The 24,450-nt window shown below is 57.0% G+C and carries 26 protein-coding genes and 1 riboswitch; of the genes, 14 read left to right on the top strand and 12 right to left on the bottom strand.

Annotated elements, in window-relative coordinates; translation table 11 throughout:
- Window position 1 precedes the first annotated feature (1 nt).
- Window positions 2–2,104, bottom strand: coding sequence for a transglycosylase SLT domain-containing protein (locus AB7E06_RS09640; protein ID WP_427956579.1), 2,103 nt, complete (start codon window positions 2,102–2,104; stop codon window positions 2–4).
- Here AB7E06_RS09640 and AB7E06_RS09635 point away from each other — a divergent pair.
- Window positions 2,103–2,732, top strand: coding sequence for a 5-formyltetrahydrofolate cyclo-ligase (locus tag AB7E06_RS09635; RefSeq protein WP_094195478.1), 630 nt, complete (start codon window positions 2,103–2,105; stop codon window positions 2,730–2,732). The two genes, AB7E06_RS09640 and AB7E06_RS09635, sit on opposite strands and share 2 nt — an antisense overlap.
- Window positions 2,733–2,909: 177 nt before the next feature.
- Here AB7E06_RS09635 and metF read toward each other — a convergent pair whose 3' ends face one another.
- The 4 genes from metF to metK all read right to left on the bottom strand — a co-directional run bounded on the left by metF (window position 2,910) and on the right by metK (window position 7,050).
- Complete coding sequence (gene metF, locus AB7E06_RS09630; RefSeq protein ID WP_108728208.1) at window positions 2,910–3,749, bottom strand: methylenetetrahydrofolate reductase [NAD(P)H]; 840 nt, start codon at window positions 3,747–3,749, stop codon at window positions 2,910–2,912.
- Window positions 3,746–4,084, bottom strand: coding sequence for a phage holin family protein (locus AB7E06_RS09625; RefSeq protein ID WP_094195476.1), 339 nt, complete (start codon window positions 4,082–4,084; stop codon window positions 3,746–3,748). The genes metF and AB7E06_RS09625 overlap by 4 nt, the downstream gene beginning before the upstream one ends.
- A gap of 42 nt (window positions 4,085–4,126) precedes the next feature.
- Window positions 4,127–5,524 (bottom strand): adenosylhomocysteinase, encoded by a 1,398-nt coding sequence (gene ahcY, locus AB7E06_RS09620; RefSeq protein WP_094195475.1) that lies wholly within the window; start codon window positions 5,522–5,524, stop codon window positions 4,127–4,129.
- Window positions 5,525–5,598: 74 nt separating this feature from the next.
- Window positions 5,599–5,690: riboswitch (S-adenosyl-L-homocysteine riboswitch) on the bottom strand.
- A gap of 196 nt (window positions 5,691–5,886) precedes the next feature.
- On the bottom strand, window positions 5,887–7,050 hold the full coding sequence (gene metK / locus AB7E06_RS09615; protein WP_108728209.1) for a methionine adenosyltransferase: 1,164 nt from the start codon (window positions 7,048–7,050) through the stop codon (window positions 5,887–5,889).
- Between the two features lie 237 nt (window positions 7,051–7,287).
- Between metK and AB7E06_RS09610 the strand changes: the two genes are divergently transcribed.
- Genes AB7E06_RS09610 through AB7E06_RS09590 form a run of 5 tightly spaced genes read left to right on the top strand, consistent with a single transcriptional unit; the run spans window position 7,288 to window position 11,668 of the window.
- Complete coding sequence (locus AB7E06_RS09610) at window positions 7,288–8,142, top strand: lysophospholipid acyltransferase family protein (protein ID WP_264672361.1); 855 nt, start codon at window positions 7,288–7,290, stop codon at window positions 8,140–8,142.
- The gene (locus AB7E06_RS09605) at window positions 8,139–9,029 is read left to right on the top strand and encodes a lysophospholipid acyltransferase family protein (protein ID WP_094195472.1); all 891 of its coding nucleotides are present in this window, start codon (window positions 8,139–8,141) and stop codon (window positions 9,027–9,029) included. The genes AB7E06_RS09610 and AB7E06_RS09605 overlap by 4 nt, the downstream gene beginning before the upstream one ends.
- Before the next feature lie 7 nt (window positions 9,030–9,036).
- Window positions 9,037–9,960, top strand: coding sequence for a diaminopimelate epimerase (gene dapF, locus AB7E06_RS09600; RefSeq protein WP_123050935.1), 924 nt, complete (start codon window positions 9,037–9,039; stop codon window positions 9,958–9,960).
- Window positions 9,961–9,962: 2 nt separating this feature from the next.
- Window positions 9,963–10,640, top strand: coding sequence for a DUF484 family protein (locus tag AB7E06_RS09595; RefSeq protein ID WP_094195470.1), 678 nt, complete (start codon window positions 9,963–9,965; stop codon window positions 10,638–10,640).
- Window positions 10,628–11,668: a tyrosine recombinase XerC gene (locus AB7E06_RS09590; RefSeq protein ID WP_108728211.1), complete on the top strand. Its 1,041-nt coding sequence runs from the start codon at window positions 10,628–10,630 to the stop codon at window positions 11,666–11,668. The genes AB7E06_RS09595 and AB7E06_RS09590 overlap by 13 nt, the downstream gene beginning before the upstream one ends.
- Window position 11,669: 1 nt before the next feature.
- On the opposite strand, the gene AB7E06_RS09585 is transcribed toward AB7E06_RS09590, so the two are convergent.
- The 4 genes from AB7E06_RS09585 to AB7E06_RS09570 are packed head-to-tail and all read right to left on the bottom strand — an operon-like array spanning window position 11,670 to window position 14,539.
- Complete coding sequence (locus tag AB7E06_RS09585) at window positions 11,670–12,764, bottom strand: metal ABC transporter substrate-binding protein (protein WP_427956570.1); 1,095 nt, start codon at window positions 12,762–12,764, stop codon at window positions 11,670–11,672.
- Window positions 12,764–13,663 (bottom strand): metal ABC transporter permease, encoded by a 900-nt coding sequence (locus tag AB7E06_RS09580; RefSeq protein ID WP_094198243.1) that lies wholly within the window; start codon window positions 13,661–13,663, stop codon window positions 12,764–12,766. Before AB7E06_RS09580 ends, AB7E06_RS09585 begins: the two co-directional genes overlap by 1 nt.
- Window positions 13,663–14,385 carry a metal ABC transporter ATP-binding protein gene (locus AB7E06_RS09575; protein WP_094195467.1) on the bottom strand — a complete coding sequence of 241 codons (723 nt, stop codon included), beginning with the start codon at window positions 14,383–14,385 and terminating at the stop codon, window positions 13,663–13,665. The genes AB7E06_RS09580 and AB7E06_RS09575 overlap by 1 nt, the downstream gene beginning before the upstream one ends.
- A 4-nt stretch (window positions 14,386–14,389) precedes the next feature.
- Complete coding sequence (locus AB7E06_RS09570; RefSeq protein ID WP_162988085.1) at window positions 14,390–14,539, bottom strand: hypothetical protein; 150 nt, start codon at window positions 14,537–14,539, stop codon at window positions 14,390–14,392.
- 81 nt (window positions 14,540–14,620) lie between these two features.
- Here AB7E06_RS09570 and AB7E06_RS09565 point away from each other — a divergent pair, with 81 nt between their 5' ends.
- The 5 genes from AB7E06_RS09565 to hslU all read left to right on the top strand — a co-directional run bounded on the left by AB7E06_RS09565 (window position 14,621) and on the right by hslU (window position 19,097).
- Window positions 14,621–15,112 (top strand): Fur family transcriptional regulator, encoded by a 492-nt coding sequence (locus tag AB7E06_RS09565; RefSeq protein WP_094195466.1) that lies wholly within the window; start codon window positions 14,621–14,623, stop codon window positions 15,110–15,112.
- A gap of 199 nt (window positions 15,113–15,311) precedes the next feature.
- Window positions 15,312–16,406 (top strand): CobW family GTP-binding protein, encoded by a 1,095-nt coding sequence (locus AB7E06_RS09560; protein ID WP_094198242.1) that lies wholly within the window; start codon window positions 15,312–15,314, stop codon window positions 16,404–16,406.
- An 82-nt stretch (window positions 16,407–16,488) separates the two neighbouring features.
- Window positions 16,489–16,926: an RNA polymerase-binding protein DksA gene (gene dksA / locus AB7E06_RS09555; RefSeq protein ID WP_026484112.1), complete on the top strand. Its 438-nt coding sequence runs from the start codon at window positions 16,489–16,491 to the stop codon at window positions 16,924–16,926.
- A 282-nt stretch (window positions 16,927–17,208) separates the two neighbouring features.
- Entirely contained in the window at window positions 17,209–17,742 is a 534-nt protein-coding gene (hslV, locus tag AB7E06_RS09550) for an ATP-dependent protease subunit HslV (RefSeq protein WP_094195464.1), read from the top strand.
- Window positions 17,743–17,759: 17 nt separating this feature from the next.
- Window positions 17,760–19,097, top strand: coding sequence for an ATP-dependent protease ATPase subunit HslU (gene hslU / locus AB7E06_RS09545; RefSeq protein WP_094195463.1), 1,338 nt, complete (start codon window positions 17,760–17,762; stop codon window positions 19,095–19,097).
- A 282-nt stretch (window positions 19,098–19,379) separates the two neighbouring features.
- Here hslU and AB7E06_RS09540 read toward each other — a convergent pair whose 3' ends face one another.
- Window positions 19,380–19,637, bottom strand: a complete 258-nt coding sequence (locus AB7E06_RS09540) for a copper-binding protein (RefSeq protein ID WP_234354420.1) — start codon at window positions 19,635–19,637, stop codon at window positions 19,380–19,382.
- A 159-nt stretch (window positions 19,638–19,796) separates the two neighbouring features.
- On the opposite strand from AB7E06_RS09540, the gene AB7E06_RS09535 reads away from it, so the two are divergent.
- Complete coding sequence (locus AB7E06_RS09535) at window positions 19,797–20,321, top strand: GNAT family N-acetyltransferase (RefSeq protein ID WP_094195461.1); 525 nt, start codon at window positions 19,797–19,799, stop codon at window positions 20,319–20,321.
- Between the two features lie 8 nt (window positions 20,322–20,329).
- On the top strand, window positions 20,330–20,893 hold the full coding sequence (locus AB7E06_RS09530) for a cob(I)yrinic acid a,c-diamide adenosyltransferase (RefSeq protein ID WP_108728216.1): 564 nt from the start codon (window positions 20,330–20,332) through the stop codon (window positions 20,891–20,893).
- 66 nt (window positions 20,894–20,959) lie between these two features.
- On the opposite strand, the gene AB7E06_RS09525 is transcribed toward AB7E06_RS09530, so the two are convergent.
- Together AB7E06_RS09525 and AB7E06_RS09520 are read right to left on the bottom strand one after the other, a co-directional pair.
- A complete protein-coding gene (locus AB7E06_RS09525) occupies window positions 20,960–21,997 on the bottom strand; it encodes a C45 family autoproteolytic acyltransferase/hydolase (RefSeq protein ID WP_094195459.1) in 1,038 nt (345 codons plus the stop codon).
- Between the two features lie 5 nt (window positions 21,998–22,002).
- A complete protein-coding gene (locus AB7E06_RS09520; RefSeq protein ID WP_427956561.1) occupies window positions 22,003–22,863 on the bottom strand; it encodes a MurR/RpiR family transcriptional regulator in 861 nt (286 codons plus the stop codon).
- Between the two features lie 181 nt (window positions 22,864–23,044).
- On the opposite strand from AB7E06_RS09520, the gene AB7E06_RS09515 reads away from it, so the two are divergent.
- Window positions 23,045–24,370 carry an aspartate aminotransferase family protein gene (locus tag AB7E06_RS09515; protein ID WP_249460995.1) on the top strand — a complete coding sequence of 442 codons (1,326 nt, stop codon included), beginning with the start codon at window positions 23,045–23,047 and terminating at the stop codon, window positions 24,368–24,370.
- Window positions 24,371–24,450: the final 80 nt, after the last annotated feature.

Here is a 24,450-nt window from a genome sequence, read left to right as displayed (position 1 = left end):
ATCAAGGCGAAATCGTACCCAAACGCCCTTTCAGGGACTGCGGCCGACCACTGAACATCATGGAGTAGTAAGTCGCGTTAGAGAGCACATTCTTTACGTACAAGCGTGTTTCGGTAAAAGGGATGGTTTCGGCAAAAATGGCCCCTTCAACCGATCCATTCAAACGCGAGCGCCACTGCCGGGGGCGACCTGGACCGGCGTTATAACCTGCCGACGCCAGCACCTGGGAGCCATCCAACTGTCCCAGCACGATGTTCAGGTAGTTGGTACCCAGCACCGTATTGACCTCGAATTCGTTCACACGAGACGGCGAGAAATCGTGCATATCAATCTTTTTGGCGACCCATTTGGCCGTTGCAGGCATCAGTTGCATCAAGCCCGACGCTCCTACACCCGAACGCGCATCGGTAATAAAGCGCGACTCCTGGCGGATCAGGCCATAGACCCAGGCTGGATCCAGATTGATGGACTGGGCCTGCTCGGTCACACGACCTTCAAAAGGAGCGATAAAACGCTGGCTGAAATCAATCTCGTTCTTGGTCAACAAGGAGGTATTCACCACCCGGTCGTAAATATGCTGCTCACGGGCGAACTCGGCGGCGGCCCGCAACTGCCGGTCGTTCATGCCGCGCAAGGCAAAGTTCCACTCCGGTACGGCCTCTGGACGCCAGCCCAGCTTGAACAGTTCCACCGCGCGCAGCAAGCCCGCATTGGTACGCGCATCCTGCATATCCAAAGGCGTCAAAGGCTGTGGCTGAGGAGGCAAGGACGGGGTCAGACCCAATTCTTCTGTTGCCAACTGACCATAGAAGTTCAAATCACCCACAATGGACTGGAACTTGGCACGAGCCTGATCTGTGTGACCCAATGCCTGATGCGCACGCCCCGACCAATACACCCAGACTGGCTCAGCCTTTTGCGCATCGTTCATCTTGTCGATAGCGGCAGAGACATGCTTCCAATCAATGGTGGCCTGGCGCAATTCGGCGCGCACTTGCCAGGCATTGTTGTAGTCCGTCATGGGAGTGCGGCCAGAACGTCGATACCATTTAGCCGCGTCATCTTCTACCCGCAGGGCACTGATCAGACCGAACTGGCCCCAGACCCAGTTCAAGTTTTCCTGAGGGATTTTGCCAGCCCAGGTACGGTCAATATACGCCGCTGCGACATCACGCTGACCACGGCCCAGACGGGACAAGGCCAAGGACACCAGCTCCGGATTGACCGAGCTGTTGTTTGCGTTGCGATCCAGCCACTTCTGCGGCGAGGCCATCAAAGCGGTGTAATCCTTCATTTGCGACGCCGTGAAGATAATCGCAGCCAGACGACGCGCCTGGGCTGTACGGTTACTTTCCAAGGCATCACGCATCAGGTCGCGGACTTGATTCTTGCTGACCACTTTACGGTCATACAACTGATCCAGTGCCGACCAGCAAGCCTGGCTGGGTGAGAAAGACGCCAACAAGTCCTGCACATCCACAGCTTGCCCTGCCGCATTCTGCGCCGAAGCCACTGCACATTTCACGGCCGAAGAGGGGGCGTAAACCGGAGCCAGCTCACGCACCAGCGCATAGTTGCCGCTACGTGCAGCCGCCACAATCCAGTCGGACTTCAAACGGTTTTCCAGGTATTCGTCTTGATTGCTGCTCAGGAACAAACGAACTTGCTCATCGGGCACGGGGGTGGTCGTATCTTGCAAAATCCGTCGCAAGCGCCAGTATTGGGCATAAGAGCCCAAGACAGGGTCATTGGCCGCAATCGGAGCCAAGGCATCCAGCGTCGACCAGCGCTTGGCCTGCATGGCATCGCGAGCGTCAATCAAAGCCTGACGAGCAGTTGGCGGCACAGGCGGGACGCGGTCCCAGCGACGTACGGCCTCTTTGGCTGGCTGCAAGACAAGGGCTGGCTTGGCGACGACGGGATCCGGGGAATGAGTCTGGGCTTGAGGAGACTGAGACCCCGCACAGCCGACCAAACCCAGTGCAAACACCATCAAGGCGCTCAAGGACGGACGAGGCAGCGCGGGCACCATGCCCCAAGCTGGTGTTTTCTGGTACTTTAGCTGGTTGATACCCATAGTGACGGCCTTTAGAAAATCACCCATGATTCAGAACGTAGAGCATAACGCAGCCGCGCTGCGCACGCGACTAAAAGACCTGCGTGCAGGACAGCCTGCCATCGACACCAACCGGGGCGCTTTGCTGATCCGGGGCCGTCTGTTCACCTGGCTGGCCACCAATCGCAGCCGCCTGCGTGAACAAGGCCGTACCGAACCGACCACCATTGCCGCTTTCTGGCCTATGGCCGAAGAACCGGACCTGCGCCCCTTGCTGCTTCAATGGGTGGAAGAAGAAGGCATCAATGTCTGTCTGCCTGTAGTTAAAGAGGCCGATGCCCCATTGAGCTTTGTCGAATGGACACCCGAGACCAACATGGAGAAGGGACGCTACGGCATCGAAATCCCGATTTCCAACAAGACCCTGCAACCGGACATTGTCCTGGTCCCCACGCTGGGCTATACCCGCCAGGGCGATCGCCTGGGCTACGGCAAAGGATACTACGACCGGACTTTGGCGGCGCTGAAAGAACAGAACCACACGTTTACCAGCATTGGGATTGCCTGGGCCGTGGGCGACTTGTCGGGCCAGTCCTACCAGCCCGCCCCGCACGACCAACGCCTGGACAGTATTCTGACCGATAAAGGCTGGGCAGTGCCCGCGCCGGAACTGTAAATCTTCTTTCCTGGCAGCCCAGCGTTGGGGCACCGTGCTGTTCCGCCCGAGCGGCTCTGGCCCGCAGATACCGGACAATCGGCATGCGCTGGCCTTCGAATAAACGATCAGTTCTATCACGTCCCAGTAAAAAACCCGCCAAGGTATTGGCGGGTTTTTATTGAACACCAGCGGTGACTAACGCCAGGTCAGATTTGGCAAGATAGCCATGCTCGCGTCTGCCCCATTCAGGGTGTACATGTGAATACCCGGCGCCCCGCCATCGAGCAGGTCCTGGCACAAGCGTGCCACCACATCGATCCCAAAAGCACGAATCGACGCGCGATCATCACCAAAGTCAGCCAGACGCAGACGAATCCAGCGCGGTACTTCTGCACCGCACATGGTCGAGAAACGCAGCAACTGGGACGAATTGGTAATGGGCATGATGCCCGGAGTGATCGGAATCGTAACGCCTTGGGCCTGGGCCCGTTCAACAAAGCTGAAGTAGGAGTCCGGGTTAAAGAAATACTGCGTGATCGCCCCGTGCGCCCCCGCATTGACCTTGTTCACAAAGTGAGCCAGATCATCCCCAAAACCTGTGGCCTGGGGGTGCATTTCAGGGTAAGCGGCCACTTCGATATGGAAGTGCTCGCCGTAGTTTTCACGAATGAAGGCCACCAGATCGCTGGCGTAGCGCAGCTCGCCTGCATCCCCCCCCATCCCCGAGGGCAAATCACCGCGCAGGGCCACGATACGTCGTATGCCCTGGTCGCGGTAATTGTCCAGCATCTCGCTAAGCTGTGCGGGTGCCGTACCAATGCATGACAGGTGCGGCGCCACATCAAAACCCAGTTTTTGCAGCAATGCCACCGCATCGACTGTGCCAGCCCGCGTGGAGCCACCGGCTCCAAACGTCATGCTGACATAGGCGGGGTTCAAGCCCATTAAGGTCTTGGCGGTACGCACCAGTTTTTCCTGCGCCGCGATGTCTCGCGGCGGGAAAAACTCCAGGCTCAAGGTTTGCTTGTTACTCATTTAATTAATAGTCCCGACAGCAGCCCGGAGACCAGACTGTAGACGATAGCCCCAATCACGGCCCACCAGAATCCCTCAACCTGGAAACCTTTGAGGATAGAGCCGGCAAACCAGAACACTAAAGCATTGAGCACCAACAGGAACAAACCCAAAGTCACAATGGTGATGGGCAAGGTCAGCACAATCAACAAGGGTTTGACCAGGGTATTGAGCAAGCCCAGTACCAGCGCAGCTATCAGGGCCGAGCCAAACGACGCCACGACAATGCCGGGCAGAATGTAGGCAACAACCAGCAAGGCAACAGCATTCAGGATCCAGACGAGTAGCAAAGTCATAATAGGGCTCCAAGAAGTGGCGTCCGAAGACGCCAGTGCGTTTTAGTAGCGGTAGTGCTCGGCCTTGAATGGTCCTTGCACAGGCACGTTGATGTAATCCGCCTGCGCCTGGGACAAGGTCGACAAATTCACACCCAATTTCTTCAAGTGCAAACGAGCGACTTTTTCGTCCAGGTGCTTGGGCAGTACATATACTTTACCCGTTTCATAGTGATCACCACGAGTGAACAGTTCAATTTGTGCAATGGTCTGGTTCGTGAACGAAGCCGACATCACAAACGAAGGGTGGCCAGTGGCGCAGCCCAGGTTCACCAGACGACCTTGAGCCAGCAAGATGATGCGCTTGCCGTCAGGGAAAATAACGTGATCAACCTGAGGTTTGATCTCTTCCCACTCCAGATCCTCAATGGAGGCCACGTCGATTTCGTTATCGAAGTGACCGATGTTGCACACGATCGCCTGGTCTTTCATACGCTCCATGTGCGAGCGGTCAATCACGTGGTAGTTGCCGGTAGCGGTCACGAAGATATCGGCTTTGTCAGCGGCTTCTTCCATGGTCACCACGCGGTAGCCTTCCATCGAGGCTTGCAGGGCGCAGATAGGGTCAATTTCAGTCACCCAAACCTGGGCACGCAAGGCAGCCAGTGCCTGGGCACAACCTTTACCCACGTCGCCAAAACCGCACACCACGGCGATCTTGCCAGCGACCATCACGTCGGTCGCGCGCTTGATACCATCGACCAGGGACTCGCGGCAGCCATACAGGTTATCGAACTTGGACTTGGTCACCGAATCGTTGACGTTGATGGCAGGGAAAGCCAGCTCACCTTTATTGGCCATCTGGTACAGACGGTGCACGCCGGTGGTGGTCTCTTCGGTCACGCCCTTGATTTGGGCCAGACGGGTGGAGTACCAGGTTTTGTCATTTTGCAAACGGGCACGGATGGAGGCGAACATGACGCGCTCTTCTTCGCTGCCGGGTTTGTCCAGAACGGACAGATCTTTTTCAGCACGGGCACCCAGGTGCAGCAACAAGGTTGCGTCGCCACCGTCGTCCAGAATCATGTTGGCCTGCTCACCGGGCCAGTCAAAAATGTCGTGAGCGTACTGCCAGTACTCTTCCAGGGTTTCGCCCTTGACGGCGAACACAGGCACGCCAGAGGCAGCAATAGCCGCAGCAGCGTGGTCTTGAGTGGAGAAGATGTTGCACGATGCCCAGCGCACTTCAGCGCCCAGGGCCGTCAGGGTTTCAATCAGAACCCCGGTTTGAATCGTCATGTGCAAACTGCCGGCAATGCGCGCGCCCTTCAAGGGCTGGGAGGCAGCAAATTCCTCGCGAGTGGCCATCAGGCCAGGCATTTCGGTCTCGGCAATGGTCAGCTCGCGGCGGCCCCATTCAGCCAAGGAAATATCGGCAATTTTGTAATCGGTAAAAGTCACAGTCGGGCTCCGTTATACGGCACGCAGACTGCACGGAGAGCAAATGAATTCTCACCAGCAGCCCGCCATGCAGGTCGTGGTGAGCGTCGTTCTCCAAGGTGGATACCACCTATCCATGCCCCGAGCCTGGCAAGACGAGTGTCTTGTCGCAACGCCCCTCGAGGATGGCAAATTAATGTGGGTGATTGTACCCGTTTGGATCGTCTTGGGAAGACGGCTCCAGGGGTAAAAATCATAATTTCTTCTTGCGAGACGGGCCGGGGCCTGCCTCTTTCAGCGTTGCGGGCAGCCCGGTTTTCCGGCCCCGACAACGCTGTATCACTGCTGCAAAACGCCGCTCGCAAGCGGCCTTTGCACACTGCTTAGATAGCCTGACGCAACGCCTGGGCCTTGTCCGTGGCTTCCCAGCTGAACTCGGGCTCGCTACGGCCAAAATGACCGTAGGCAGCAGTCTTGGTGTAGATGGGACGCTGCAGATCCAGCATTTCGATGATGCCGCGTGGGCGCAGATCGAAATGTTGGCGCACCAGCTTGGCGATCTCGGTATCCGAAATCACGCCGGTGCCTTCGGTGTAGATGGTGATATTGATTGGCTCAGCCACACCAATGGCGTAGCTCAACTGCACTTGACACTGACGGGCCAGACCGGCTGCCACAATGTTCTTGGCGACATAACGAGCGGCGTAGGCTGCGGAGCGGTCCACTTTGGAGGGATCCTTTCCGGAGAACGCACCACCGCCGTGAGGGCATGCGCCACCGTAGGTGTCCACAATGATCTTGCGGCCAGTCAGACCACAATCGCCTTGAGGGCCACCAATCACGAACTTGCCAGTGGGGTTCACGAGGAAGCGGGTCTTTTCGGTCAGCAGGTCCGATGGGAAGCATGGACGAATGATGTGTTCGATCACGGCTTCGTGAATGTCTTTCTGGGACATTTCAGGAGCATGCTGCGTGGACAGAACCACGGTATCCACTTCGGTAGGACGGCCATCCACGTAGCGGAAGGTGACTTGAGATTTGGCGTCAGGACGCAACCAGGGCAGACGACCATCTTTACGCAGTTCGCTCTGACGCTGCACCAGACGGTGGGCGTACCAGATAGGAGCCGGCATCAGATCAGGCGTTTCGTCGCAGGCGTAGCCAAACATCAGACCCTGGTCGCCAGCGCCTTGGTTCAGCAGCTCTTCAGGGCTGCGGTCCACACCTTGGGCGATATCGGGTGATTGCTTGTCGTAGGCCACCAGCACAGCGCAAGACTTGTAGTCAATGCCGTAATCGCCATTGTCATAGCCAATGCGCTTGATGGTGTCACGGGCCACCTGGATGTAATCCACATTGGCGTGCGTGGTGATCTCGCCAGCCAGCACCACCAGCCCGGTATTGCACAAGGTCTCGGCAGCAACACGCGCCTGAGGGTCTTGCTCGAAAATAGCGTCCAGGATGGCGTCGGAAATCTGGTCGGCAACCTTGTCGGGATGGCCTTCAGAGACAGATTCGGAAGTAAAGAGAAAGTCGTTGTTGCTCACAGCGTAGCTTCCTTGAATAAGGGCTGATAATCAGCACGAGGTTGAACAAACTGCGTTGCACCTCGAAGCCAGCGATGTGGATACGATAGACGGGGCGCGACGCTTTAGCGGTTTATAGTGGGCAGCTCGCTGCCTGATCGCTCCGCAAGTTGTCGTTTAACTCAGCGATACAATCTATTTTAAGCGAAAATACATATTTGTTTCAGCAAAACTTCACACTAAAGGATTGCCTGGCCCATGCTAGTGGCTCTTTTGCGCTTGATGGCTCGCCTGCCCTTACCCGTCCTGCATGGCCTGGGTAGAGCCGTAGGCCGACTGATTTACGCCTTTCCCGGACGCTATCGCCGTCGTCTGCAAAGCCACTGTCGCCAAGCGGGCTACGATTCGCCCGCTTTCTTTCGGCAAGCTGCCGCAGAGACTGGCGCCATGATTATGGAAACCCCGCGCGTCTGGCTGTATCCACAAGCCTGTCTGGATCGCTGCACGATCGACAACCTGCCCCTGGTCCAGGAAACGCTGGCCGAAGGTCGCGGCATACTTTATCTGACCCCGCACCTGGGCTGTTTTGAAATGATCGCGCGCTATTTTTCCGGCGTGGATCCGATGACTGTCATGTTCCGCCCGCCTCGCCAAGCGTTTCTGGAGCCCTTGATGGTCGAGTCCCGTGAGCTACCAGGCCTGCATGCCGTACCGGCCAATATCAAAGGCGTGCGCGAACTGGTCCGTGCTTTTCGCCGAGGCGAGTCAGTTGGCATGCTGCCCGATCAAGTCCCTAGTGGTGGCGATGGTGTATGGGCACCTTTTTTTGGCCGCCCCGCGTTGACCATGACGTTGGCCGGCAAACTGGCCCGTCAGTCCAATGTGCCCATCATCGTGACAGCCGCCGAGCGTTTGCCCAAAGGTCGTGGTTTTCACATTCACACCCTGCGCCTGCCCGAGCCTTTGCCCGAGGACCCCACAGAGCTTGCCACCCTGATTAACGCATCCATGGAAATCATGATTCGGCGCTTTCCAACCCAGTATCTCTGGGCCTATAACCGCTACAAGATTCCGCATGACGCGCCCCCTTTGCCTGGCGATGCCACACCATGAGTTTTAATTCTTATCCACTGCTCAAATCCGTTTTTACCTACTTTGGCCGTGCCTCGGTGCGCTCGCGCCAGCGTTGGGGTGCCGTGTTGGGCGCACTGGTGCATCGCTTTGCCTCCCGCCGCCGTCACATTGTTCGTACCAACCTGGATTTGTGCTTTCCCGACACACCCGAAAGCACCCGGCGTGAATGGGAAAAGCAGCACTTTCGCCTGCTGGCTCAATCCTATCTGGATCGGGGCCTGCTCTGGTTTGGTCTGCCCAGCACCATTCTGAACACGCTGCACCTGACGGGCGAAGAACACATTACCCAGGCGCTGGAACAGGGCCGCAAGGTCATGCTACTGGTGCCTCATTTCCTGGGTATGGATGCCGCTGGCACACGGCTGTCCATGTCCATCTCGCCTTTGGTCGCTTTTTACACACCGCAGCGCGATCCTCATGTAGATCGCCTGATGTATGAAGGCCGCAGCCGCTTTTCCTCGGTCCCGCTGATTTCCCGCAAAGACGGGATCCGTGGCCTGATGCGCGCGCTGCAAAAGGGCCAGCCAATTTATTACCTCCCTGATATGGACTTCGGCGCCAAGGGCTCGGCCTTTGTGCCCTTTTTCAATGTCCCGGCCGCCACCCTGCTGTCCACTGCCCAGATTGCCCGCAATCAGGATGCGCTGGTCATTCCCGTGATTTCCCGCTTGGATGCCCAGACGGGCCACTACCATATTCAGGTGCTCGAACCCATGACTGACTTTCCCGGCGAAGGCACTCTGGAAGAGGCCACCGAGCGCATGAATGCCCTGATCGAAAAATATGTGCGCGAGGATCCGCCGCAGTATTATTGGGTACATCGACGCTTCAAAACCCGCCCTGAAGGTCAACCTGGCATCTACTAGACCCATCATGCACAGTCCCACCGCCCCCCAGCCCGTTTCCTCCCTTTGGCGTTTCAGCAAAATGCACGGAGCGGGCAATGACTTTGTCATGCTCGACGGTGTGACGCAGCCTATTGAACTGACACCGGAACGCGCCCGCGCCCTGGCAGATCGCCACTTCGGAATTGGTGCCGACCAGATCTTGCTGGTCGAGGCCGCCACCGACACAGAGGCCGACTTCCGCTATCGCATCTTCAATGCAGACGGCAGCGAGGTTGAACATTGCGGTAACGGTGCTCGTTGTTTTGTCCGCTTTGTACACGAACAAGGTCTGTCATCAGCCAACCCTTTACGGGCGCAGATCCGTACCGGCATCATCAGCCTGTATAACGACCCACAACGCGGCGTGGACGTCATGATGGGCACCACCCGCTTTGCGCCAGCCGATGTGGGTTTTGACCATACCGGACTGGAAACGCGCGACCAAGGCGACGACACCTTGTGGCTCTTGCCTGTGCCCGGTCAAGCGGCCCCCGTGGCCTTGTCGCTGGTCTCGATTTCCAACCCGCATGCCGTGCAGGTCGTGGACGATGTAAAGCAGGCGCCGGTTGCTACGGTAGGCCCCTTCATCGAATCCCACCCTCGTTTTGCCCACAAAGTGAACGCGGGTTTCATGCAGGTGATTGATCCCCACCACATCAAGCTACGCGTCTACGAGCGCGGGGCCGGTGAAACCCTGGCCTGCGGTACAGGCGCGTGTGCGGCTGTGGTAGCGGGCATACGGCGGGGATTGCTCCAAAGCCCGGTTGTCGTTGATACTCGTGGAGGCAGTTTGCGCATTGAATGGGACGGGCAGGCGCTACGCATGAGCGGCCCGGCCCAAACTGTCTTTACCGGACAAGTCGATATCGATGCACTGTGTGCATCCTTAGCCAGAAAGGAAATCTTCTAGACATGGATACCCCCAACAGCCTTAGCGCCGTGGAAGTGGCCCAGTTTTTGAAAGCCAACCCTGATTTTTTCGACGCACACGCCGACGTTTTTGCCAAACTGATGGTGCCTCATCCACACCAAAGCCGCGCTATTTCCCTGGGCGAGCGCCAGATCATGTTGCTGCGCGAGCGCGGCAAAAAAACCGAGCGTCAACTGGCTACGCTGGTCGCCAATGCCCGTGGCAATGAAAAGATTTCCCGCCAACTGCATCAATGGAACTGCCAGATGCTGGCCGAGTCCGATCCCGACGCCCTTCCCGCCCTGATTTGCAGCAGCCTGGAGCGCATTTTTGAAATGCCCGTGGTGCGCCTGCACTGCTGGAACCCGGACGAAGTCCTGGCCGATGACGCACTGGCCAGTTGGGCTCACACCTTGATCACCCCCTATTGCGGGGCCCGACGCGAACAGGAATTTCTGGCCGATTTGCAACAAGACGCGCAATCGGTAGCCATCGTGCCTTTGAAATCCCCCGAGTCAAACATCTTGTTTGGTCTGCTGGTTTTGGGCTCGCCCGAAGCCACGCGTTTTACTGCCGATATGGGTACGGATTTCCTGGAAGGCGTTGGTGAGTTGTGCAGCGCCGCCCTGCAGCGCTTACACAAACCCAGCAGCGTTAATCAAAGCGAATGTCCGGCCTGAAGAAACAAGACCGCCCCCCCGCCGGGGAAAAGCCCAAAAAGCAGCCAGCCGTCTCCCCGGCCCTCAGCCCGGCCATGCAACGCTGGCTGCATCAACTAAGCCACGAAAAACGCTATTCGGAACACACACTGAGTGCGTACCGCAATGACCTGCGCCATTTGCTGGCGCAGTACCCAGGCACCGACCCCGACACACTCAATCAAAGTCAGTTGCGACAAGCCGCCGCCCGTTTACATGCCCAAGGCCTGGCCCCACGCAGCCTGGCCCGCATTCTGGCGGCCTGGCGTGGCTACTATCAATCGCGCACCAAAGAACTAGGCTGGCCCTTGAACCCGGCTGCCAGTCTGAAAGCACCCCGGATAGGCCGCCCGCTGCCCAAGGCCTTGTCTGTGGACCAGACCCAGCAGCTACTGGACCGCTCTACGGCCCCGATTCAGGACGATCCGGTCAGTTGGCGCAATCAGGCCATGTTTGAATTGTTTTATTCCAGCGGGCTGCGTTTGGCTGAGCTGGTCAGCCTGGACACACACTATCACCAGGATCCGCAATACCAGTCTAAAAGCTGGTTACTGCTGGATGATCGTGAACTGGTGGTGAGCGGCAAAGGCGGCAAAACACGCCGCCTGCCGGTAGGCGAGAAAGCCTTGCATGCCTTGCAACAGTGGCTGCAAAAACGCCCGGCCCTGGCCTCATTGACGACCAGCGCCGATGCCAGTGCAGCACTGTTTCTGGGAGCCCGTGGAGCCCGTATTCACCCGCGTGTTGTGCAGCAAGAGCTGGAAAACTACGCCCGAGCCAGTGGCCTACCTGTGCATGTACACCCGCACAGCCTGCGCCACAGCTTTGCCAGCCATTTGCTGCAATCGGCACAAGATTTACGGGCGGTGCAGGAACTATTGGGCCACACCAATATTTCCACGACCCAGATTTATACCCGTCTGGATTTCCAGCATCTGGCCCAGGCTTACGATCAGGCCCATCCTCGGGCACAACGCAAGAACCGGGCCAGTGACAAGCCGGATGAATGAATCAGGGCTGTAAAGCCTTGATCAGTTGATCGGTATTCGAGCGCATCATACCCAAATAGGTATCCACGCCGGATCCGGGCACACCCAAGGCGTCGGAATACAAGGTGCCGCCCACTTTCGCACCGGTTTCCCGAGCGACTTGCTCAACCAGTTTTGCGCTGACCGTGTTTTCGACAAAAATGGCCTGAATCTGCTCGCTGCGCGCTTGCTGGATGATCTGTGCAATATCGCGTGCCGAAGGCTCCGCCTGACTGGACACACCCACCAAAGGAATAAAGCGGATGTTGTAGGCCTTGCCCATGTAGGAGAAGGCATCGTGCGAGGTAATGACCTTGCGCTTGTCTACTGGCACCGCTTGCAGGCGGGTTTTAATGGAGTCGTCCAGTTCCTGAATGCGCTGGGCATAATCCTTGGCACGGCCCTGGTAGTACTGGGCATTGGCCGGATCAGCTTGCTCAAGACCTTTGCTGATATTGCGAACATAGATCTGCGCCAGATCCAGACTTTGCCAGGCATGCGGATCCTGACTGCCATGCTGATGGCTGTGCTCATGGCCGCTGTGGTCTTTCTCGGGCGCGTGTTCATGATCCTGGGCGTGGTCATGCGCAGGCTCATGGTCATGGTCATGGTCGTGGTCGTGGTCGTGGTCGTGGTCGTGGTCGTGGTCGTGGTCGTGGTCGTGGTCGTGGTCGTGGTCGTGGTCGTGGTCGTGGTCGTGGTCAGCATGATCGTCAGCCCCGCCTTCAAACGCCAAAGGCGTAATGCCTTCCGTCGCCACGACCTGCGGGCCCTTATAGCCCGCCGCCTGCTGCAAGCGCGGCAGCCAGGATTCAAACTCCAGGCCATTGACCACCAGCAACTGCGCCTTGGCCAAGGTCTTCGCATCGCTGGGACGCGGCTCAAACGAGTGCGCATCCCCATTGGCAGGCACAATCGTGCTGGCCATGACCTTGTCGCCCCCAATCTCCTTGACCATATCGTTCAGGATCGAAAAGCTGCTGACCACTCGCAAGGGTTCAGCCTGTACCGACAGGCTGGCCGCCAACAAACCCAGGGCCAACACCATGCGGCCTGAATACATGCCTCGCATTTTCATCAATCGTGCTCCAAGAGAGAGGCCATGCGCCGACGCCGTGCACGCCATTGGGAATAAGCACGCAGCAAACCGCCTTGGGGGCCAAAGGTGATAGAAAGAAAATAAAACGCGCCCGCCGCCAGGATAATCGCGGGCGAAGCCGGAACGTTGTAGTAATACGAGAACAGCAGCCCCAGATAGGCGCTGATCATGCCCAACAAGGCCGCCACCAACATTTGTCGACCTACGGAATACACCCAGAACCGGGCCGAGGCGGCGGGCAGCATCATGATCCCCACCACCATCAAAGTCCCCAAAACCTGGAAGCCAGCCACCAGCGTGATGACCAGCATGAACAAAAACAGCATGTGAACCACGGAGCCGCGCCCACCCTGGGTACGCAAAAAAATGGGGTCCATGCACTCCAACACCAACGGTCGGAACACCAGAGCCAGAATAAGCAACGTAATCGTTGTGCTGCCGGTAACCAGCAGCAAAGACGCATCATCCAGCCCCAGCACCGTGCCAAACAGCACATGGATCAAATCCATATTGGAGCCACGCAACGAAACCAGCAGCACTCCCAGCCCCAGCGACACCAGATAGAAGGCCGCAAAACTGGCGTCCTCGCGTTGTGGTGTCAAACGAGCAACCAGCCCGGCCAGCAAAGCGACGACCAGGCCGGTAATCATGCCGCCTATGGCCATCGCACTTAAGGACAAGCCCGCCGTCAAAAAACCGACTGCCACACCAGGCAGGATGGCATGGGCCATCGCATCACCCATCAGGCTCATGCGGCGCAGTACCAGAAATACACCCAAGGGCCCTGCCGCTGCGGCCAAAGCAAAAGACCCGGCCAGCGCGCGCTTCATGAAACCGAAATCGATGAAGGGGCCAAACAGCACATCCATCAGCGCCATCATAGGTAGTCACCCGCACACAAATGGCGAGCCAGATGCAGGTTCTCCGGCGTCAGCACTGCTTCGGTTTGCCCCCAACCCACTACTTGTCCGGCAAGCAGCACGGTTTGCGGAAAACAGCTACGCACCATATCCAGATCATGCAGCACGGCCATCACGGTACGGCCCTGCTTGTGCCAGTCCAGAATCAGGTTCATCAACTCATCCGAGGTTGCGCGGTCCACCGCAGCAAAAGGCTCGTCCAGCAAGAGGATTTGGGCATCCTGCATGATCATGCGAGCAAACAAGGCGCGCTGTAATTGCCCACCCGACAAGGTACCAATGGAGCGACGCGCAAAATCAGCCAGCCCCACCTGCTCCAGCGCATGGCCAAGGCGTTCATGCTCTGCTTTGGGAAAGCCGCCCCAGGCGCCCACGCGCTTCCAGGCCCCCATGGCCACCAGATCATGCACCGTCACCGGAAAGCTTTTATCCAGATCGCCCATTTGCGGCAGCAAGGCCAACTGATCCAGAAAGCCACTATCGACAGCAATGCGCCCTTTCAGGGGATTGATCTGTCCGGTCAGCCCTTTGAGCAAGGTGGATTTACCGGCTCCGTTAGGCCCGACAATGGCGGTCAAGGAGCCTCGGGTAAAACAGCCGCTGATATCACGCAGGGCGATTTTGTCTTTCCAGCCCAGCGCCACATGATCCAGCTCGATCAAGGTTTGAGTGGAGGTCATACCCTTACCACGCGCCCAATGCCCAGGCAGTTAGCAGCCACAGGGCTGCTGCCACGCACAAGGCGCCCAGTACGCGCTGCCCAGCCGAGGCCAGCAAAAGCGAACGGCGCGGCACCGGACTACGGGAAGTCGAGGAAAATTGAGAACAGGACATGAAACAGGGATAATGCGGCTAGATTGGGAATTTAATTTTTTCCAAAGATGTTATAACATAACAAACAGCCTATCAAGCGCCATGCCTGTACATATTCTTACGCCCAACGCTATTGAAGATCAGCTCGCTATCGCTGAACAGCTTTGTCTGGAACGCGGTAAACGGCTGACCTCCATTCGCCGTCAGGTACTGGAAATCCTGATTCAGGCTCAGCGCAGCTTGCGCGCCTACGAACTGCTGGATCTGGTTCGCGAATTTCAACCCGGCGCCAAACCCCCTACCGTTTACCGCGCCCTGGACTTTCTGACTGAAGAAGGGCTGATCCACCGCCTGGATGCCGTCAATGCCTGGACCGCCTGTGTCGATGCCGGGGGCCACCCCCACGACTTGCTGATTGTCTGCACTCAATGCGGCACCGTGGTGGAACTGTGCGCTCCGGACTTGAGCCAAAGGCTGGCTGACTGTGTACGCGGAGCAGGCTTTGCCCTGTCCGGCCACGAGACCGAGTTGCGCGGCCTGTGCCAACGTTGCGTTGCCGCTAAAAACGAGCGAAAACCCTTATCTGCCCCCTAAAACGTGGTATTTTGCCGCCAATCGGTATATATTCCCCGATCTATTGGCAAACCTCTGTGAATTTTTACAGATCACCGTTTGCCCAACAGGCAAGGCTGTGATGTAATCGCACGTTGTTTTCGTGCGGAGCAGATGGGTGCAGGAAGCCGCGGTTGGTGCCGTGCCTTGTACCTTTCGCCCGCCACTGCGAGGCATGTTTATGAACGCGGCATCAGATCTGAACAACATGGTTCCAGTCACTGTGCTGACTGGTTTTCTGGGCGCTGGTAAAACCACGCTGCTCAAGCGCATCCTGAGCGAATATCACGGTCGACGCATTGCCGTCATCGAAAACGAGTTCGGGCCTGAAGGCATCGACAACGAATTGTTGGTGCAAGACTCCCAGGAAGAAATCGTCGAGCTGAGCAACGGTTGTGTGTGCTGCACCGTGCGCGGCGACCTGATGCGCACCCTGAACGATTTGCGCGTTCGCCGCCAAGCGGGCGAGCTGAAGTTTGAGCGTGTCATCATCGAGACCACCGGCATGGCTAACCCCGGCCCGGTCTGCCAGACCTTTTTCATGGACGATGATATTGCCGACTACTATCGGCTGGACGCGGTCATTACCGTCGTGGATGCCAAACACGGCATGGCTACGCTGGACCAACAAGAAGAAGCCCAAAAACAGGTTGGCTTTGCTGACCGCTTGCTGATCTCCAAAAAAGATCTGGTCAACGATGTAGATTACGAGGCCCTGCGTGCCCGCCTGATCCGCATCAACCCGCGAGCCACCATTACACCGGTTCACTTTGGTGAAACGGACATCAAGGATTTGCTGGAAGTCAGCGGTTTCAACCTGAACTCTATTCTGGACATTGATCCGCAATTTCTGGCAGAGCAACACCCCGATGCGGCGGACGGCCATGATCACCACCACGACCATGGCGATGACGGCGAGTGTGGTCCGAGCTGCGGACACGATCACCACCATCATCACCACGAGCACGCCGCTCACAATGACGAAATCGGGGCTTTCGTGTTCCGCTCGGACCGTCCTTTCGACCCCGAGCGACTCGAAGACTTCCTATCGGGAATTGTCCAGGTATTTGGACCAGATCTGATGCGCTATAAGGGCATTTTGTATCTGAAGGGCATCAATCGCCGTATGCTCTTTCAAGGCGTACACATGATGATGAGCGCCGAGCCTGGCAATGCCTGGCTGGCCAAAGATAAAAAAGGCACCAAGCTGGTCTTTATTGGCCGCAAATTGCCACAAGACATATTCACCCAGGGCCTGGAGAATTGCCTGGTTTGAATTAATAATTATTCAGTAAATGCGGAGCGATTGCGCGTGACGACAGTTACAGGCTCCCAGACGTCAACAAGAGGTAAGCATCATGGCAACTAAGTCACATGACAGTACTACAACCCTGCTGACCGAGCAGGAGCTTTTGGCGATGCCTGAGTCAGACTACATGAACGCCGCCCAGCTGGAGTTTTTCAAGCATCGCTTGCGCCAGCTAGAGCAAGACATTCTGGCCAATGCGGGCGCCACAACGGAAAACCTGCGTGAAACCCAGTTCGTTCCTGACCCGGCTGACCGTGCCACGATCGAAGAAGAACACGCTCTGGAGCTGCGCACCCGCGATCGTGAGCGCAAGCTGCTCAAGAAAGTGCAACAGTCCATCGCCCTGATCGATTCGGGCGAATACGGCTGGTGTGAGGAAACCGGCGAGCCCATCGGCCTGCCCCGTTTACTGGCACGTCCCACGGCCAACCTGTCTCTGGAAGCCCAGGAACGTCGCGAGAAGCGCCAAAAAATGTTTGGGGATTAAACCTCTGACACCCGCGTTTGAAGTACGTAAAACCCTCCCGTAAGCAAATAGGCAATGGGAGGGTTTTTTACTTCCTGGACCACGAGTCGCTTCATAACAATGCACGTTATCGCCTGGCCTGCGTCGCCAGTCATCTCGATGGAAGAAAGAGAGCCCAAGCGCCAGAACTGAACAAAAAACTGTTCGGCTACACCAGCTGCATCAACAAATTTACAGGCTTGCATATTGATCCTTGAAATTTCCTGCCGGGCCCCCAAATGGGAACCTTAAAGGAAGGAAATCATGGAACAATTTCACGCCACTACTATTGTCTGTGTACGCCGCGGAGATCAGGTCGCCATTGGCGGCGATGGTCAGGTCACCCTGGGCAATGTTGTCATCAAGGGCACAGCCCGCAAGATTCGCCGTTTGTACAACGACAGCATCCTGGCCGGCTTTGCCGGTGCGACGGCCGACGCATTCACTTTGCAAGAGCGCTTTGAAGCGAAGCTGGAGAAGTACCAGGGCAACTTGCTGCGCGCTGCCGTCGAACTGACGCGCGATTGGCGCACCGACCGCGTTCTGCGCCGTCTGGAAGCCATGCTGCTGGTGGCGGACAAGGAACACACGCTGGTGCTGACCGGCAATGGCGATGTGCTCGAACCCGAGCATGGCTTGGCTGCCATTGGCTCGGGCGGCTCCTACGCACAATCTGCAGCGCTAGCGTTGCTGCAAAACACCGATATGGCTCCTGCCGAGATCGTTAAAAAGTCCCTGGAGATCGCAGGCGACCTGTGTATCTACACCAACCAGAACCATATCGTCGAAACACTCTGACAGCCGGATACCCCACCATGTCTACACCTAATATGACTCCCGGAGAAATCGTCTCCGAACTGGACAAGCATATCGTTGGCCAGGGCAAGGCCAAGCGTTCTGTCGCCGTGGCCCTGCGCAATCGCTGGCGCCGCCAGCAGGTTACCGAGCCTTTGCGCAGCGAAATCGTACCCAAGAACATTTTGATGATCGGCCCCACCGGCGTGGGCAAAACCGAAATCGCCCGCCGTCTGGCCAAACTGGCCAATGCGCCTTTCATCAAGGTCGAAGCCACCAAGTTCACAGAAGTGGGCTATGTAGGCCGCGACGTTGAAACCATCATCCGCGATCTGGTGGATATTTCGGTCAAGCAGACCCGCGAGATCGAAATGCGCCGTGTACGCACCCAGGCCGAGGAAGCCGCTGAAGACCGCATTCTGGACGTGCTGGTGCCCCCTTCGCGCGATGCCCACGGCCAGCCCCAACGTGAGGATAACTCCGCACGCCAGGTATTTCGCAAGCGCCTGCGTGAAGGCAAGCTGGACGATACCGAGATTGAAATCGAAATGGCCCAGGCCATGCCTCGCATGGAAATCATGGCCCCTCCCGGCATGGAAGAGATGACCGAGCAACTGCGTGGCATGTTCTCTGGTCTGGGACAGGAAAAAACCAAGGCTCGCAAGCTGACCGTCAAAGAAGCCTTCAAGCAACTGACCGAAGAAGAAGCGGCCCGTCGCGTCAATGAAGACGATTTGCGCACCGCTGCAGTGGCCAACGCCGAACAGAACGGCATTGTGTTCCTGGACGAAATCGATAAAATCACTGCCCGTGGCGAGAGCCAAGGCAGCGGTGGCGACGTGTCCCGCCAAGGTGTGCAACGCGATCTTCTGCCTTTGGTGGAAGGCACCAGCGTCACCACCAAATACGGTGTGGTGCGTACTGACCACATCCTGTTTATTGCGTCGGGTGCCTTTCACTTGTCGCGCCCATCCGATCTGATCCCTGAACTGCAAGGTCGTTTCCCTATCCGCGTGGAACTGGAATCGTTGAGCGCCCAGGATTTCGTACAGATTCTGTCGACCACCGATGCCTCCCTGACCAAGCAATACGCGGCTTTGCTGGGCACCGAAGACGTCAAACTGGATTTCCGTCCCGACGGCATTCAGCGTCTGGCCGAACTGGCTTTCGATGTCAACGAGCGCACCGAAAACATTGGTGCTCGCCGCTTGTACACGGTCATGGAAAAACTGCTGGAAGAGCTTTCCTACAGTGCTGGCAGCCACGGTGAACAAAGCGTGGTCATTGATGCAGACTACGTGAACAAACAGTTGCAGGAAACAGCGGCCAGCCAGGATCTGGCACGTTACGTGCTGTAAGTTCAGCACTAGACTCAAGGCTTATTCCGCTTGTTGTCGGACACGAAAAAGGGGCAGAAAAATCTGCCCCTTTTTCCATTCTTGTTCGGATAAGAACCAACACCGTACCAAGCAGACGACTGTACCAAGTTTTCAACAAGCTCTGGCTTGGCAAAACGAATCAGGCTTACTGATCGCCAGATCACCAAACAATTCCGCCGACCAGAGCATACTGATAGCTCCCCTGTATAAGACATAAAAAAACCGGGCGAACCCGGTTTTTCTCCACTTGCTGAATCCGCCTTATTTGCTGATCTTGGTGACCACGTAATCACCCCCATCGCGCTTGGCAGTAAATTTCACCTTGTCACCCGGTTTGATATCGGCCAGCAAGGCAGGATCAATTTTGTACACCAATGTCATGGCGGGTAGCTCCAGGTCGCTGATCTCACCATGCTTGATGGTAATTTTGCCGGCCTCGGCGTCCAGTCGACGCACTTCACCGGACGCACTGGCTTCCTGAGCCTGGGCAACCACGACATATGCCGAGCCAGCCACCATACCCAAGGTCCCCAACGCCAAGGCCGTGCCTCGTTTCGTCCACGTCATTTTTCACTCCTGCAAATTGTGCAGAGCCAGACAATTAGCTCATAATGCCTACTTTCGGACGCCTGATGCGTCTGTTTCCGATCAAGCATAACGCTAAATCTTTGCAAAAGCATGAGTGAATTTATTAAAGGGTATGTGCTGCGCCCAGCCACCCCCGCCGATATTCCGACCATTTTGGGTCTGATGCGCGACATGGCCGCCTTTGAGAAACTGGAGCATATTTTCAAGGCCAGCGCCGAGTCGCTGCGCAACAGTTTCTTCTCCGACGCCCCCAGCGCCTACTGCCTGGTGATCACGCCACAAGACCAGCCCAACACAGCAATCTCTTACATTATGTGGTTTTACAACTACTCCAGCTTTCTGGATCGCCGTGGCATCTATCTGGAGGATTTGTATATCGACCCCGCCCACCGCAAACACGGTCTGGGCGCTGCTGCCCTGCGTCATCTGGCTCAGTTGGCTGTCGCCCAGGGCTGTGGCCGCCTGGAGTGGGTGGTGCTGGACTGGAACCAGAACGCCATCGACTTCTACAAACATCAAGGCGCGCAGGTACTGGATGACTGGCGCGTGGTGCGCGTCACGGGCGAGGCCTTGCTCAACATGGCCCAAGGCACTCCTGTTCCTGCTGAGATATAAAACCCATCATGTCCACACGACTTTCCATTATCAGCACCCGCACCGGCGACGACGGCACCACGGGCCTGGGTGATGGCAGCCGCCTGCCCAAAACCGCTCCCCTGATCCACGCTCTGGGAGATGTGGATGAACTGAACAGCCATATCGGTGTCTTGCGCAGCATGACGCTACCAGAGGATGTCGATACCTTGCTGTCCGACATCCAGCACGACTTGTTCGATATGGGGGCCGAATTGTGCATTCCTGGTCATCAGGTCATAGACAGCACGCATGTGGAACGTCTGGACCAGGCGATTAGTCATTACAACGAACCTTTGGGCATACTCCAAGAGTTTATTTTGCCTGGCGGCAGCCCGGCAGCGGCGCAAGCGCATGTACTGCGTTGTGTAGCGCGTCGAGCAGAGCGCAGTGTTGTTGCGGTGCCCGCAGAGACACTGCCGCAGGACGGTCCGCGCTTGTATCTGAATCGCCTGTCGGATTTGTTGTTTGTATTGGCGCGTACCTTGAACCGTTACGCAGACCGCTCTGATGTGCTTTGGGAGCCCAAGCGCAACGCCCAGCACAAAGGCTGATTACCCACATCACGCCTGCCATGACCGCGACAAGAACAAGGCCCTGCTTGGCAGGGCCCTATTTTTTCAAACAAGGTCAATGCGGGTTGTGTCCGCAAACCTGAACACAGGCTGATCCGTAGGATCTTCGTACACCTGCCATTTCAAGGACAAGCTACCTACCTGGATATCCACGGTCGCCAAGGTGTTTTCCCTGTCACTGTCGTCAGGGTCACAACGCCAGATCGGGAACCTTGCATGGTGCTGATCCGCCAGGACTTTTAAAGGATCAAGCTTGGCACCGGCTTGCGCCAACAACTCATCGCCTCGCTCCTGCCGCAGCTCGGACGAACGAGTCAGACGCTGTTCAAAGCCTTGCATGGCCTCATGCACAGCATGGTTGGCATGCAAACGGTTTTGCTCAATCGTTTGCACGGACACGGCCTGGGCACTGAACTCCACGCTCAGCAAACGCGGATCACCTCGTTGGGCCAAACTCAGATGAAATGCACCAGAACGGGGGTGATCCTGCAAAATGCTCACCGCCTGATCCAGATCGGGCTGATCGAGCATGGCACGGGTCAGAACCATGCGCGGCACGCCTGGGGCCACGTGGCGCGCTCGCACGTTATTGACCGTCATGGCCAGGCCTGCCTGTGTCACCGCAAAGCTGTGGCCCGGTAAAGAGGCGGGATACAGAAAGGAGACAAAAGACATGCCACTATCGGGGATGAATTTAGCCACCCCGCAGTACCCGGCCAGCCCTGGATCGCCGTCCTCGTTATGCACCAGGCGGGGCTCCCCTTGATCAGGCATTTGCACGGTTGTGCAACCATCAGGCGCCATGGCCCATAAGTCGCCACGGCAATTCCACAAGAACACATCCTCAAATGGGAGCTCCAGGCCTAATGCCAGACCCTGGAGCTCGGTCCATATTCGGGGAAAATAACGCTCGGTGTACTGGGCCAGCTGACTGGCTACAGCCGTTCCTTTTGATTGCATGATGCCCTGCCATGCTGTTGAGTTCAGCAAATAGGCATGCACTGCAGAGGCTCCGAAACGTCCCAAAGAATGGCCAATTTCTTTGGGACCACCACTTAACTCCAGATAGGACAACTTAGCCATTGCGTCTATTTCCAGTAGGCACCGGACTGGTGCAATTGATTTTCAAGCAACTCGATACCGCTTACCGCACGACTGCCCGCCTTGGCCAGAACCTGCTCCAGCAACACCTCCACCAGTGCCTGTGCAGCAACTAACGAAGGGAAAAAAGACGGACTGTCGGTTCCAAACAATAATGTGGCATCTGCCTGCTGCGCAATAGGGGCAAGCAAGCTGTCGCAAATCGCCAGAATGTGTGCATCTGCCCGCCGAGCAGCCTGATGCACCAGTACGGCTTCTTGCGAATACGGCGCAAAACCGAACAAAACCAATACATCGCCCTTTTGCAACGCCCGCACATCCATATCCAGGGTCCCTGACTCACCACGCAGCAAGACAATGGAGGGTCGAAACAAACGGTACTGATAATGAAAAGAAAAGGCAGGCGCAAAAGAGGCTCGAAACCCGGCCACAAAAACCCGCTTTGCCTTGGCAAGCAGGCTGATAGCCTGCGGAAGACGGGCTTCGTTCACCTCGCGCAACAGTGCCAGATTATCCATTTGCGCTGCCAGAACCTGTGCCTGGCGATCTTCTTTGTTTCGGTTACGAACCACCGCCCGAGCCTGATCGGCATAGCGGCGGGCACCCTGGCCATGCAGAGCCTGGGTGAAGACGGCCTTGAATTCTGCCCAACCGCCAAAGCCCAAAGACTGTGCAAAACGCAGCAAAGTGGCAGGCTGTACCTGCGCCTGGGCTGCCAACTGACGCATGGACAGCAAGGGCACCTGATCAGCGTGATCAAGCACATAACGTGCGCTTTGCTGGAACTGGGGCGACATGGCGGCAAACGCCGCTTGAATACGCTCCGTCAGGTTACTCAAGGAGTTCATGGGCCAACGCGCTTTTAAAGGGGACACCAAGTATATATCGGCCGCAAATGCTGCCAAGACGCAACAGTGCGATCTTTATCCATCTGTACCGACCACCCAATGATGATTTATTTGTTGAAAGTATTATTATATATTCAACATACGTTGAAAATATTTTGGGACTACTTTCTGGATCTGCGCCATGACACATGTTTTTCATCGCAACCCCAAGCACATGCTGCCCTATGCCGTTAAAGGGGATGGCATCCGCATTGTGGACAAGGAAGGCAAATCGTATATAGACGCCAGTGGCGGGGCGGCCGTGTCCTGCCTGGGCCATAGCCACCCTGCCGTCATTGCCGCCATCAAGCAGCAACTGGACCAGATTGCCTACGCCCATACCTCTTTTTTCAGCAGCCAGGCTGCCGAAGATCTGGCGGATTTTCTGACCAGCCGATCCCCTGGAGATCTGAATCACGCTTACTTTCTATCCGGCGGCTCTGAAGCAGTAGAGGCCAGCCTGAAACTGGCTCGACAATACTTTGTAGAAATTGGCCAGCCTGAGCGCCATATCTTCATCGCCCGCCGTCAGAGCTATCACGGCAATACGCTGGGTGCCTTGGCCATTGGTGGCAATGAATGGCGCCGCAAACCCTTTTTACCGCTGCTGGCACCAGCCCAGCACGTTTCCCCTTGCTATCCCTACCGCGATCAGCGCAGCGATGAAAGCGCCGAGCAATACGCGGACCGTCTGGCCCAGGAGCTGGATGACACGATTCAAAACCTGGGCCCCCAACATGTTGCTGCCTTTGTCGGCGAGACTGTGGTGGGAGCCACCGCCGGTGCCTTAGCCCCGGTAGGCGACTACTGGAAGAAAATCCGCCAGGTCTGCGACAAGCATGGTGTGCTCCTGATTCTGGACGAAGTCATGTCCGGCATGGGGCGCACCGGCTATCTGTTTGCCTGCGAAGAGGACGGCGTGGTGCCGGACATCATGGCTATTGCCAAGGGTCTGGGTGCGGGCTATCAGCCGATTGGGGCCATGCTGGCCAGTGACCGGATTTATCAAGCCATCCTGAATGGTTCGGGCTTTTTCCAGCACGGCCACACCTATATGGGCCACGCCACGGCCTGCGCCGGTGCGCTTGCCGTGCAGCAAGCCATTGAGCAGGACCAGTTGCTGGAAAACGTCCGCCAGCGTGGCGAACAATTACGCCAGGAACTGCATCAGGCATTGGACAGCCACCCCAATGTAGGCGATATACGCGGTCGAGGACTGTTTGTTGGCGTCGAGCTGGTACAAGACAAGACCAGCAAGCAAGCCCTGGACCCGAGTCTGAAAACCCACGCCAAGATCAAACAACATGCATTTTCCCAAGGTCTGATGCTCTATCCTATGGGTGGCACGATAGATGGGGTGCATGGCGATCATATTTTGCTGGCGCCGCCCTTTATCTGTACCGAGTCCGACATTCAGGAAATCGTGAAACGTCTGACGCACACCATAGAGCACATCCTGCCCCGTTAAATCCCATCTTGCCGAGCAATGAGCGGACAGCCAGCATGGGCTGCCCTCCTCAGGAATGCCCCGCTGATCGTCCTGCGGCA

Source organism: Alcaligenes sp. (genome assembly GCF_050255915.1).
Classification (GTDB): domain Bacteria; phylum Pseudomonadota; class Gammaproteobacteria; order Burkholderiales; family Burkholderiaceae_B; genus Alcaligenes; species Alcaligenes aquatilis.
The sequence above is the reverse complement of the archived record's forward strand: the minus strand, read 5'-3'. Positions and strand labels throughout refer to the sequence as shown.